Annotated in this window: 11 protein-coding genes and 1 pseudogene; 10 read left to right on the forward strand and 2 right to left on the reverse strand. The window is 49.5% G+C overall.

Annotated features, from left to right (window positions below; translation table 11 throughout):
• Positions 1–215 precede the first annotated feature (215 nt).
• A complete protein-coding gene (locus DXD25_RS15095) occupies positions 216–800 on the forward strand; it encodes a DNA-binding protein (protein WP_233522340.1) in 585 nt (194 codons plus the stop codon).
• A 33-nt stretch (positions 801–833) separates the two neighbouring features.
• The gene (locus tag DXD25_RS16770) at positions 834–929 is read left to right on the forward strand and encodes a smalltalk protein (RefSeq protein ID WP_153090088.1); all 96 of its coding nucleotides are present in this window, start codon (positions 834–836) and stop codon (positions 927–929) included.
• Positions 930–1167: 238 nt separating this feature from the next.
• Here DXD25_RS16770 and DXD25_RS15100 read toward each other — a convergent pair whose 3' ends face one another.
• Entirely contained in the window at positions 1168–2067 is a 900-nt protein-coding gene (locus tag DXD25_RS15100; protein WP_089543279.1) for a DMT family transporter, read from the reverse strand.
• Positions 2068–2153: 86 nt separating this feature from the next.
• Here DXD25_RS15100 and DXD25_RS15105 point away from each other — a divergent pair, with 86 nt between their 5' ends.
• Positions 2154–3965 carry an RluA family pseudouridine synthase gene (locus DXD25_RS15105; protein ID WP_117664224.1) on the forward strand — a complete coding sequence of 604 codons (1812 nt, stop codon included), beginning with the start codon at positions 2154–2156 and terminating at the stop codon, positions 3963–3965.
• A gap of 57 nt (positions 3966–4022) precedes the next feature.
• Here the strand turns inward: DXD25_RS15105 and DXD25_RS15110 are convergent, their stop codons facing one another.
• The gene (locus DXD25_RS15110; protein ID WP_117664225.1) at positions 4023–5681 is read right to left on the reverse strand and encodes a putative transporter; all 1659 of its coding nucleotides are present in this window, start codon (positions 5679–5681) and stop codon (positions 4023–4025) included.
• A gap of 198 nt (positions 5682–5879) precedes the next feature.
• Between DXD25_RS15110 and DXD25_RS15115 the strand changes: the two genes are divergently transcribed.
• The 7 genes and pseudogenes from DXD25_RS15115 to DXD25_RS15145 all read left to right on the forward strand — a co-directional run.
• Positions 5880–6749 (forward strand): PfkB family carbohydrate kinase, encoded by an 870-nt coding sequence (locus DXD25_RS15115; RefSeq protein WP_089543282.1) that lies wholly within the window; start codon positions 5880–5882, stop codon positions 6747–6749.
• A 65-nt stretch (positions 6750–6814) separates the two neighbouring features.
• Entirely contained in the window at positions 6815–8818 is a 2004-nt protein-coding gene (locus DXD25_RS15120; protein ID WP_117664226.1) for an AAA domain-containing protein, read from the forward strand.
• 172 nt (positions 8819–8990) lie between these two features.
• Positions 8991–10283, forward strand: a complete 1293-nt coding sequence (locus DXD25_RS15125; protein WP_089543334.1) for an ATP-binding protein — start codon at positions 8991–8993, stop codon at positions 10281–10283.
• A gap of 96 nt (positions 10284–10379) precedes the next feature.
• A complete protein-coding gene (locus DXD25_RS15130) occupies positions 10380–10781 on the forward strand; it encodes a hypothetical protein (protein ID WP_117664227.1) in 402 nt (133 codons plus the stop codon).
• Between the two features lie 111 nt (positions 10782–10892).
• Positions 10893–12257: an MATE family efflux transporter gene (locus DXD25_RS15135; RefSeq protein ID WP_233522342.1), complete on the forward strand. Its 1365-nt coding sequence runs from the start codon at positions 10893–10895 to the stop codon at positions 12255–12257.
• A 172-nt stretch (positions 12258–12429) separates the two neighbouring features.
• A complete protein-coding gene (locus DXD25_RS15140; protein ID WP_117664229.1) occupies positions 12430–12981 on the forward strand; it encodes a sigma-70 family RNA polymerase sigma factor in 552 nt (183 codons plus the stop codon).
• Positions 12982–12991: 10 nt separating this feature from the next.
• A pseudogene (locus DXD25_RS15145) lies at positions 12992–13192 on the forward strand (hypothetical protein); the annotation flags it as partial.

Genomic DNA, 13192 nt, shown 5'->3' on the forward strand with positions numbered 1-13192 from the left:
CTTCTTTATCTTACGAGTTAGGATTATTAACGTAGTTTCAATTTGAAAGCTGCTGAAAATCGGCCCTTATCGCCACCCAAAATTTGGTGGTTCCAGAAAAAAGCCGTATCTTTGCACCGTCATTCAGAGATAAGGCGCCAATCGGATGAGTGACAAAAAACTGAATGAATAACCACTAAAAATTGAATTATTAACCCTTTAAAAACTGATTGATTATGGGACAAGGAACTAGTAAGTATCGTAAGATTATGCGTACCCCTCAGACGGGTGAGAACGCAGGTAAGAAGCTCTGGTATGCTACTGCCGTGAGCGACCGTGAGATGAGTTTCGAGGACTTCGTGACTCATATCTCTGAGCACAACTCTCCATACAGCCGTGGTACTATCCATGGTGTGCTGATGGATACCTTGGATTGCCTGAAGCATCTGATTCTGGATGGCAAGAGCGTTCGTTTCTCCGACCTCGGATTGTTCTCCATCGGCATGACTTCACGTGGCGAGGTGAGCAAGGAGAAGGTGACGGCAGCTAGCGTGCAGGGCGTGCATCTTATTGTAAGAAACACAAAATCATGGAGCAACGCTGAGCTGAAGAAGCTCACCAAGATTGTGGCATACGATGATTATACCACCGGGGCTGAGGACGGTGGTGGAACAGAGAATACACCAGGTGGCGGTGATACTAGCCAGGGCGCTGGCGGGGAGACCAACAAGGATAACGGCGGAACATCGCAGGGCGGCGGTGGTACCAGCCAGGGCACCGGCGGGGGTACTGACGGCGGCGGCGACAACGTAAATTTTTAAATCACTAATCATTAATCACTAAAAAAACTGCTTATGAAGAAAGAAACCTGGAAAACCGTATTTCAGATAGTACTATCTATCTTAACCGCTATTGCCGCCTCTCTGGGCGTGACGAGCTGCATGTCGTAGAACAACACAAATACTAAAAAAAGAGGATGCGTCATAGACTAATGACGCACCCTCTTTTTTTATATCTATTACTGCTCCCCCCTCTCGTTTTTATTCGCTGCCAGCGAACAAAATCAAGCATTATTATTCGGTGGCAGCGAATAAAATTACCTATGAGGATGAAGGGGAGATTGTGCGTGATGGACTCAAGATAGAAATAAGACCTGCATGGAAATGGGTGTTGGAAGGTTAATATCTATTACTGTTCCCCTTTCGTCTTCTTATCCGCCACATACATTCCTATCAGAATGCAGGCGGCACCCGCCAGAAAATAGGGGGTAATCTGCTCGCCAAGCACCCATGAGGCGAAAATCATCGTGGTTATCGGATTGAAATACACCCAGTTGGTGGCCTTTACCGTGCCCAGTTTTGAGATGCACCAATTCCACGTGAGGAAGCAGATCATAGAGGCAAGGCAGCCCAGAAAGAGCAGATTGCCGAAGACCTGCGGACGGGTGAATACCTCGAGCGGAGGAAAACCCGGAATGAAGATATAATAAGGCAAGATGGTAAGAACACCATAAAAAAACACTTTACGGGTGATGAATGCAGGACTGTAATCGCCCGTGGTTGACTTCATCAGCAGCGAATAAATCGCCCAGCACATACACGCCGTAAACGCCAATGCATCGCCCACCGGAGAAAGATGAAGCACAAACCTGCCGTTCAATACCACGATGATCATACCCACAAATGCCAGAAGAGAACCCAGCAGCTGGACGATATGAATGCGGTTGGAATCCTTATAGACCAGACGAACCAGCAGGGTGGCAAAGAGCGGACACGAACAGACTATGAGCGAGGTATTGGTGGTGGTGGTAAAGTTCATCGCCTCGTTCTCGCTGCAGAAATAGAGCGAACCGCCCGTAATGCCCAGCAGCGCCATCTTCGCCTCATCCTGCCAGGAATCGGCAAAGAGACGGCGATGATTGAACGCCAGCATCAGCACGTAGGCGATGCTGAAACGCAGGGTGAAAATCTGAGCAGGAGAAAGCCCGTTCAGCATCAGCACCTTGGTGGAAACGAAGGTGGTTCCCCAGATCGCCACTGTCAGGAAGGCTACCAGATGGTAGAATATATTGTTATTTTTCGTTTGCATATCTTAATTTTTCCTTTAATGGTGCAAAAGTAAGATTTTTCTGTGGATAAACCAAGACTTCTGCATTTTTTTTGTACCTTTGCAGCATGATTTTCCATCCATTCCATCATACTTCAGAAAATGTTCCTGCAAGGATGAACAATCCTTTGGATTACGAACCGCATCCGCTCTGCATCCAGGCGTGCAGGGAAGTGCAGGAGATGCTTGCCAGACGAAAAGACTGGCAGGAAGAGATTGCGCGTGGCAAAATGTTTGGCGTGCTCATCGTAGAAAATGTAAAAACAGATACCGATGTCCCAAAATGGGGAAACCCAGCTGCCGATAGCGAGGCTCCGAAATGGGGATACCTGGCTGCCTACAGCGGACAGATTGGCGGAAGAAGCGACTGGGAGGACTTCGTGCCTGCCGTTTTCGACTATCTGCAGCCCGACGGCTACTTCAAGAACCACGAGGCGGAAATCTCACGTATCAACCAGAGCATCAGCCACCTGGAGAAGGATGAAAGGATGAAGAAAGCCAGAACCCTGATCCGGCAACTGCAGGAGGAGCGGAAGCGTACCATCGCCGCCTATCAGGAGAAGATGAAGGAAGCGAAGGCAAAGCGTGACAGCCGCAGAGAGGCAGGAAACCTTTCAGAAGCGGAAGAGGCGGAGATGATCAGGGAAAGCCAGTTTATGAAGGCTGAACTGCGCCGACTGAAGAAATCGCTCTCGGAAAAGACTGCCCTGGAAACGGAATTTGAGGATTATCAGGAGAATATACTGAGGCTGAAGCAGCTGCGCAAGCAACTCTCTGATGCCCTGCAGCAATGGCTTTTCTCGCAGTTCAGAATGCTGAACCAGGAGGGAGAAAGCAAGGATCTGCTGGAGATTTTCAGAGATGAAGCCCTGAAGGAGTATCCGCAGGCGGCGATAGCTACGAGCAGGATTGCAGCCCTGAAGATGGTGCCGCCAGCCGGGAGCGGCGAGTGCTGCGAACCGAAACTGCTGCAATATGCCTACCAGCATGGTTACAAACCGCTGCAGATGGCTATGGTCTGGTGGGGAGAAAGCCCGAAGGAGGAAATCCGCCACCACCTGCAGTTCTATCCTGCCTGCAACGGCAAGTGCAAGCCGATACTGCATTGGATGCTGCCGCCATCGGTATTCGAAAGCCCTGCATCGGCAGAAAACGGCATCGGCGGACAGAAGGGACCATTCCTTAAGCAGGTAGAGATGCTCTATGAGCAGGTGGAAACGCTCTACGAAGACTGCGAGCTGACCGTGATCCACAAACCTGCAGGACTGCTCTCTGTACCGGGAAAGGACGCTGCCCAGCCATCGGTCTATGCGCTGATGCGAAGGAAATATCCCGAGGCTACCGGTCCGCTCATCGTTCACCGGCTGGACATGGCAACCAGCGGACTGATGATCATCGCCAAGACCGAATTTGCCTATCATCGCCTACAGAAGGAGTTTCTGAACCATCGGGTGCAGAAGAAATACATCGCCATCATTTCAGAAAAAGAGATTTCGGGAAAAGACATTCCAGGAAAAGACATTTCGGAAAAGGAGATTCCAGAAAAGGGAATCATCTCCCTTCCGCTGCTGCCCGATTATCTGAACCGCCCTCGCCAGACCGTGAATCACGAGCAGGGCAAGGAGGCCATTACGGAGTATGAAATTCTGGAGCGCATCGACGGCTCACATCTCCGCATCGCCCTCTATCCCAAGACGGGTAGAACCCACCAGCTGCGCGTGCATTGTGCCCATCAGGAGGGTTTGAATGCTCCCATCCTGGGCGATTCGCTCTACGGCAACGAGAAGGCTGCCCGACTGTATCTACATGCCGAGGAGATTACCTTCGAACATCCCCTGACGGGTAAGAAAATAACGATAAAGAGAAAGGCTGATTTCTAACTGAAATCAGCCTTTTCTAATATTTTTACGGATAGAAATCCGCAGGATTAACAATATTTACACGAAGAACATGATGATGACCTGGGCGATGATGACTCTGATAAACATGCCGAGCGGATAAACCGTAGCATAGCTGATGCTAGGCGTATCGCCATCCAGGGTCTCGTTGGCATAGGTAAGCGCCATCGGATTCGCCATACTGCCGCAGAGAATGCCGCAGATGCTGCCGAAATCGTACTTCTTGGTCTTCAGGATGATGAAGCCCACTATGATAACCGGAACCACCGTGATGAGGAAACCGATGCCTACCCACATCAAACCCTCGGGACGAACCACCGTCTCGAAGAACTGTCCACCAGCCGACAGACCCAGACAGCCCAGATACAGGGCAAGACCCAGCTCGCGGAGCATCAGTCCCGCACTACGCGTCATATAAGAGATGAACTGCACCCTAGGGCCCAGCGCACCAATCAGAATACCCATTACGATAGGACCACCGGCAATACCCAGACGTACGGGAGCCGTCATTCCCGGAATATTCAGCGGAATGGTTCCCACGGCGAGTCCCAGAATGATACCCAGGAAGATGGCACCCAGGTTAGGCTCGTTGAGCGTCTTCACGGCATTGCCCAGAAACTGCTCCACATGGTCGATGCTCGTAGGGTCGCCCACCACCGTTAGGCGGTCGCCATACTGCAGACGGAGGTCGTCGGTAGCCAGCAGTCGGATATCACCACGCAGCACTCGGCTCACATTCACGCCATAGGTATTGCGCATCTGCAGGCTTCCCAGTCGCTTGCCGTTGAGTCCCGGACGGGTCATCACAATGATTCTGCTCTCCAGTTTGGCATCGATGGCGTTCCAGTCCACCTTATCATTATTCCACTCCTTATCCACCTTCTTTCCGAAGAGAATCTGCATGGCAGATGCCTCATCCTTATTGGTAACCACGAGCACACTATCGTTGGTATGGAGCACGGTATCAGCCTCAGGAACGATGACCTGCTCGCCTCGCCATACACGGGAGATGATGAACTTGCGATGGGTCATCATCGAGATTTCGGCGATGGTATTGCCGTTGAGAGCCGGGTTTACGATGACGTACTGTCCGATGGATGTATGGTCATCCTCATCGGCACGTCGGATCTCCAGGTCCTCAGGCTTTACGAAGAGCTTGCGCAGGAACATCATCGCCAGGATGACACCCACAACGCCCAGAGGATAGGTTACCGCACAGCCCAGGGCAGCTCCGCCGCTAGGCATTCCCAACTGCTGCAGCGCCTGCTGGGCAGCACCCAGAGCCGGCGTATTGGTTGTGGCGCCGCAGAGAATGCCCACCATATCGGGCAGGCTCACGGGCAGCACCAGGCACAGGGCAAGCGAGAATACGGTGCCCACGGCGATGACAGCCAGGCTCCAGAGATTGAGCGAGATGCCCTCGTGGCGCATCGAACCGAAGAAGTTGGGACCCACATAGAGACCCAGCACATACACGAACATGGTGAGTCCGAAGCTCTCGGCAAACTCCAGCATGTTCTCGTCGATGGTGAGTCCGAGATGGCCCGCCACGATGCCCACAAAGAATACGAAGGCTATGCCGAGGGAGATTCCCTTGACATGAATCTTGCCCAGGGCAAGACCTAGGGTACAAATCAATGAAAGAATGACGATGCCTTGCACCGCCGAATGCACGTTGATTAAATGATCAAACCACATAATATAAGTTTCAATCTTTTCTCGTGATAATGTTCAGTTTACTAAATTCTGCTGCAAAGGTACATTAAATTAAGAACATCACAAAAGAAAAATGCCCTTTTCTTCTAAATATTTGCAATAAAAGCTGAATTTAAAGCAAAAAACCAAATCTAACTCAAAGTTTTTTTGTACCTTTGCACCCGTTTAAAATAGAAATAGATGAAAGATATTTGTTGTATAGGGCACGTAACCAAAGATAAGATAGTTACCCCAAACAGAACTGTTTACATGGCTGGCGGAACATCGTTCTACTTCGCCTACGCCATCAACCAACTGCCTAAGGATGTGAGCTTTTCGCTCATCACGGCAATGGACCCGACAGAAACAGAGCCTGTAGAAAAGATGCGCCAGGCGGGCATAGAAGTAACCCTCAATCCTTCGCGCAATACCGTCTTCTTCGAGAATATCTACGGAGAAAACCAGAACGAGCGCAAGCAGCGTGTGCTTGCCAAGGCTGATCCATTCACCATCAGACAGCTGGAGCACGTGGAGGCGAAGGTCTATCACCTGGGAAGTCTGCTGAGCGATGATTTCTCGCCGGAGGTAGTGGAATTTCTCTCGCGCAGCGGAAGGGTTTCCATCGACGTGCAGGGCTATCTGCGCGAGGTGAGAGACGAGAAGGTGTATCCGATAGACTGGAAGGATAAGCTGGAAGTGCTGAAGAACACCTACTATCTGAAGGTGAACGAGACGGAGATGGAGACCATCACGGGGCTGAAGGAGCCACGCGAGGCTGCGAAGCTGATACATTCGTGGGGAGTTACCGAGGTAATCATCACGCTGGGCAGCGAGGGTTCTCTAATCTATGTAGATGACACCTTCTACGAGATTCCCGCCTATCCGCCTCACGAGGTGGTGGATGCTACCGGATGCGGCGACACCTATTCTGCCGGTTATCTCTACAAGCGACTGCAGGGTGCCACTCCTACCGAGGCTGGCAAGTTTGCGGCTGCCATGTGTACCATCAAGCTGGAGCACAATGGTCCGTTCAACCGCACCATCCAGGACGTAGAACGCATCATGAAATAAATTTTAGATAATTTATCCTATTATCTTCTTATTTTTGCCTGAATTGGTGTAACTTTGCATCCTATATGGAACAGATTTCACCAATTCAGGCATTATTGCAACAACGCACCCTGCTCCAGCTGGAGTATTACACCGAGAAGGAAGCCTTCCGCAAGCTCACCGAACAGATGGGAATGCAGCGCAAGGTGAAACGAGGTGATGCCTGGTTCCCGCTCCGTGTGGGAAAAAGCTTTTATAATTCGCTGAATCAAACAGCCATTGAGGTCTTCCGTACCTCTGATCAGGATATCGAGCACAATTTTGAGTTCGGTCGCCCCGTCATGTTCTTTATGGTCAAGAAGATGGGCAAGAATGAGAACCAGGGCAGAAAAGTTCAAAGTATAAAATACTTTTCTTTTACGGGAACCGTGAGCTATGTGGATGGCGACAGAATGGTGATTACCGTGCCTGATTCAGCCCCGCTGCTCGACTTGCAGCAATCTGCGGAGCCTATCGGCGTGCAGCTGTCCTTTGACGAAACCAGCTACAAACTGATGTTCGAGGCTCTGGATAGAGTGATGAAGGCGAAAAACAACCGCCTGGCTTATCTCCGCGATTTATTCTATTCGCATCAGAAGGCAGGCAGATTCTCCTTCGAACCGATGAAGTTCCCTTGGCTCAATCCTACCCAGGAAAGAGCTGTGAACGAGGTGCTTTGGGCGAAGGACGTGGCGATTGTTCACGGACCTCCGGGAACCGGAAAGACCACAACCCTGGTGGAAGCCATCAACGAAACCCTGATGCGAGAGAGTCAGGTGCTGGTGTGTGCACAGAGCAATATGGCGGTGGACTGGATTTCTGAAAAACTGGTGGATAGAGGTGTGAATGTGCTCCGTATCGGAAACCCTACCCGTGTGAACGACAAGATGCTGGGCTTCACCTACGAGCGCCGTTTCGAGAGTCATCCCGACTATCCGCAGCTCTGGGCTATCCGCAAGGCAATCAGAGAATTAAGAAAAAACAGGAAGAAAGGCAGCGAGAACTATCATCAGAAGATGGATAGGCTGAAGAGCCGTGCCGCCGAAATAGAAATCCGCATCAATTCTGAACTCTTTGGCGAGGCGCGTGTCATCGCCTGCACCCTGGTGGGTTCTGCCCACCGGTTGCTGGAAGGCATGAAGTTCGGCACCCTGTTTATCGACGAGGCAGCCCAGGCTTTGGAAGCCGCCTGCTGGATTCCGATGAAGAGAGCCAGCCGGGTGATTCTGGCAGGCGACCATTGTCAGCTGCCACCTACCGTAAAGAGTATTGCGGCATTAAGAGCCGGACTTGGCAAGACCCTGATGGAGCGCATTGCCGAAAACAAGCCGGAGGTAGTAACCCTGCTGAAAATCCAATACCGCATGAACGATGAAATCATGCGATTCTCCAGCGACTGGTTCTACGGGGGCAAGGTGGAGAGTGCGCCACAGATCAAATACCGCAGCGTATTGGATTACGACCATCCGATAACGTGGATTGATACTTCAAACGAGGAGAATCAGATAACGATAGAAGGAGGAGATGCGCCTGAAGATTCTGCATCCACATCATCTTCTGAATCTGCAGCCAATCAGAATTCTGATTTGAACTTCAAGGAACAGTTTGTGGGCGAGAGTTTCGGGCGTATCAACAAGGCAGAAGCCGAGCTTACCCTGCTCACCCTGGCGGAATACTTCACCAAGATAGGCAAGCAGCGGGTATTGAGCGAGAGCATCGACGTAGGCATCATTTCGCCTTACCGTGCCCAGGTGCAGTATCTGAAGAAGCTCATCAAGAAGTATGAGTTCTTCAAGCCTTACCGCCGTCTGATCAGCGTAAACACGGTGGATGGTTTCCAGGGGCAGGAAAGAGACGTTATCCTCATCTCGCTGGTGCGTTCCAACGATGAAGGCCAGATAGGTTTCCTGAAAGACCTCCGCCGCATGAACGTGGCGATGACGAGAGCCCGCATGAAGCTCATCATCCTGGGCAACAAGGACACGATGACGAAGCATCCTTTCTACAAGAAACTGTGGGAGTATGTGGAAGGGCTCAATAATGATGAATAAGAACGAAGTTCGTGTAAAAAAGTGTATGTATGCAAGGAAAGTTCGTGTAGAAAAGTGTTGAAAACATTTGTAAGTTCGTGCAAAAAAGTGTATCTTTGCAACCAACAGAGCTGTTTAAACATCATAACAGCAAGTTATTAACATCATTAACAACTTCAAAATGTATGTAAGGATGAAAAGAACGATCATAGAACAATTAAAAGCATGGAAAGAGAGCCTTTACAGAAAGCCCTTAATCTTATCAGGAGCAAGACAAGTAGGCAAGACTTATATCCTCCAGGAGTTTGGGAAACAGGAATATGACCACGTTGCCTACATCAACTGTGATGGAAACTCTGAGATTGCCAACATTTTTGCAGAAGATTATGATATGAAGCGAGTCCTAATGGTTATCGGAGCCATTAGCAAACAGCCTATAATCCCTGGCAAAACGCTTATCATTCTGGATGAAATACAAGAACTTCACAAGGGACTTTCCTCGCTGAAGTATTTCTGTGAAAATGCACCAGAATACCATGTGGCTGTAGCAGGTTCACTTTTAGGCGTTGCCATGCACCAAGGAGAATCCGCCCCAGTGGGAAAGGTTGACATCATTCGCCTCTACCCTATGTCTTTCGAAGAGTTTCTTATGGCAAAAGACGAAGAACAGTTGCTGAACATATTGAAAAGTAAAGACTGGAAGACCATCACATTACTTCATGATAAACTCATCAAGATATTAAGAGAATATTATTTTGTAGGGGGAATGCCTGAGGCTGTGAAAACTTATCTTGCAACTAACGATGCAAATCTCGTCAGACAGGTTCAGAACAACATTCTCACCATTTATCGTAGTGACATGTCGAAGCATGTCAGCCCAAATGAAGCCACTCGCATCAGCATGGTTTGGCAATCCATCCCTTCCCAGCTTGCCAAGGAAAACAAGAAGTTCATCTATGGAGCGGTGAGAAGCGGGGCACGAGCCAAGGATTTTGAGATGGCAATACAATGGCTGGTGGATGCAGGTCTCACCTATCGCATTTCCCGAGTAAGAGAAGTTGGAATGCCTTTGAAGTTTTACGAAGACCTCAATGCCTTCAAGCTGTTTCTCCTGGATGTCGGCCTCCTGGGTGCGCTGAGCGAGATGGAACCTGCCCAAATGCTCATCTCCAACAAAGCCATGACGGAGAGCAAGGGGGCGTTCACGGAAAACTACGTCCTTACCCAGCTATTATGTCAACAGGACATTTACACCTATTATTATAGTAGGGAAGACGCTCGCTTGGAGATAGACTTCCTTGCCCAGCACCAAGGGGTGATAACTCCGATAGAGGTAAAAGCGGAAGAGAACCTGCGTTCCAAGTCACTTCGCGCCTTCTTTGACGCCCATCCCGACTTGCGAGCCATCCGCTTCTCCATGTCGCCATACAAGGAGCAAGAGTGGATGAAGAATGTCCCATTGTACGGGGTAGAGGAGAGTTTCTAGGAACTCTTCTCACAATACTCCCTGAACTTTGCCTTAGTCATGGCAATACCAATGAGTCTATTAGATAACGCAACAATAACAACAAAATAAAAAAATATGCTACAACGAGACTACATACAGCGACTGATTCGCGAGTTTATGGCGGCACTCGAAAGAATGCTCGAAAAGAAAGAGGTGGAGGTGAGACGTGAGAAGATTAAGGAGCTCTACAATCAATACGTGGGCCCTTATGCCTTCTACAGCATCGCCACCATCGAGGATGTGATGAAGGCAATGGCAGGAATCGACGACGAGGAGAAACGACTCTCCAAGATGGACATGCTTGCCGAACTCTACTATCACGAGGCGGATACCGTGGGGCAACCTACAAGAGATGAACTGCTGAACAAGGCGTTCATGCTCTTCGATTATGTGGAAACCCACGGAGATACCTTCTCCATCGAGCGCCGCAATAAAATGGCACAAATCAGACAGAAGATAGGGGATGCGCTCAAATAAAATGAGTGCATCCTCCTTTTTATATTTTAGGATAACAAACTATAATTATAACGTTCATTGAAAAACTAATCATAAAGTTCAATGTTCAAAACTCAAAGTTCAAAGTAAGTTATGGTCAAAGCTCAAAGTTCAAAGTCAACAAACGACATGACTGTGGGTTCGCCCTTGCAAGCCATCATCAAATTTGCGATTCCACTCATCCTGGGTTACATTCTCCAGCAGATGTATCTCATCATCGATGCCGCCATCGTGGGAAGATGGATTGGCGTGGGAGCTCTTGCGGCAGTAGGCGCATCCAGCTCCATCATGTTCCTCATCATGGGCTTCTGCAACGGCTCCTGTGCCGGTTTTGCCATCCCTATCGCCCAGGCTTTCGGTGCCAGGGATTACGCCAAGATGCGGGCTTACGTGAGCAACAGCATCCGCATCGCCATCTGCTTTGCCGTGGTCATCACCTTTCTTTCCTGCATCTTCTGCGGAAAGATTCTGCACCTGGTGAATACGCCGAAGGAGGTGTTCGATGACGCCTACATCTTCCTGATGCTGCAGTTTGCGGCGATTCCTTTCACCATAGGCTACAACCTGCTCTCCGGTCAGATCCGTGCCCTGGGCAACTCGAAGCAGCCTTTCTATTTTCTCATCACAGCTTCCGTTATCAACATCATTCTCGATGGCATTCTGATTCTCGGCATGGGACTGGGCGTAGAGGGTGCGGGCATTGCCACCTGGCTATCGCAGGGAATCTCCGTGCTGCTCTGTATCTGGTTTATCAAGAAGAAGATGCAGATTCTGATTCCGAAGGGTGAGGAAAGGAAATTCGACAACAAGAAGGTAAGCATTCTGCTGAACAACGGCGTTCCGATGGGTCTGCAGTTCTCGATTACCGCCATCGGCCTCATCATGCTGCAGAGTGCCAACAACGCTCTGGGAACGGTTTATGTGGCGGCATTCACAGCCTCTATGCGCATCAAATATCTCTTTACCTGCGTATTCGAGAACATCGGAGTGGCGATGGCTACCTATTGCGGTCAGAACCTGGGAGCCAGGAAGCTGGATAGAATCGGTCTGGGCGTAAGGGCTTCCATCAGGATGATGCTGGTTTATTTCGTCTTCACCTTCCTGCTCATCTATCCGTTTGCCGACGAGATGATGATGCTCTTCGTGGATAAGGGCGAGGCTGAAGTAGTGACCTATGCTGCCCAGTTTATGCGTATAGCCAACTATTTCTATCCTTGTCTGGGCTTGCTCACCATCCTGCGCTACAGCATCCAGGGCTTGGGTTACAGCAATCTCTCGATGCTGAGTGGCGTAATGGAAATGATAGCGAGATGCGGTGTGAGTCTCTGGCTGGTGCCTGCCCTGGCGTGGACGGGTGTCTGCTTCGGCGACCCTGTGGCGTGGGTCATGGCAGATCTCTTCCTCATTCCCGCCTTCCTGTGGCTTTACAAGCATCTGAAGAAGGAGCAAGTCCGCTAGGCGTTCCTCCGGATTTGCAATCCGGAGTCAAAAAAGGTTCGACCTACTTCTTGCGGATTTGCAATCCGCACAACCAAGCTCTCATTTATTTAAAAATTTGCATTAAAAAATATTCTGCTAAGGGTTAGGAAAATGAAAAATCGATTGTAATATAGAGAAAAGAAATAAAGTAATGCAAATAAACAAAGAAACGATAGAACAGCTCTTCCGGCAGCATTATCTGAGGATGTACCAATTGGCCAGGGTACTTCTGAAGGATGATGCAGCCAGCAAGGATGTGGTGAGCGAAGTCTTTGCCGATGTGCTCGACGGAAAGACTCAACTGGGTCTTGATAACGAGACAATAGCCAGCGAACCGTCCCTGCCTTCCGCCAACGCCGGGAGCTATCTTCTGGTGTGTGTGCGCCATAAATGCCTCAACCTGTTGAGCCGACAGAAGATGAAAGACCGGGTTCATCATCTTCTGAAAGCCGATACTTCGCCTTCGATAGCTTCCCTGGAAGCGACGATTGCCGAAATAGACAGGGAGACCGAAAAGTACGAGGCAATTCAGGCTTATATGGATGCTGAACTCACGCCACAAACCCGCAAGGTACTCGATCTCCGTTTTCGGCAGAAACTGAAATATCGGGAGATTGCTACGGAATTGGGCATCAGCGAAGTGGCAGTTTATAAGCATCTGGCGCAAGGCATCAGAAAATTAAAGCAAAAGTTTAACCCTTAGCAGATTTATTATGGACAAGTTTGAAAAAATACTGGATATCATCGACCATCAGGAGAAGTATTCTGATGAGGAGATTCGTGAAATATTGCAGGATGAGGAATGCCGAAAACTCTATCAGACGATGGTGGAAGTGGATTCTGCACTTGAAAAAACCTCTCCTATTATTAATATAGATGAGGAATGGGAGAAATTCAGCCAGGAGCATCAACTT

The sequence above is a fragment of the Prevotella sp. TF12-30 genome (assembly GCF_003436715.1).
Lineage (GTDB): Bacteria > Bacteroidota > Bacteroidia > Bacteroidales > Bacteroidaceae > Prevotella > Prevotella copri_A.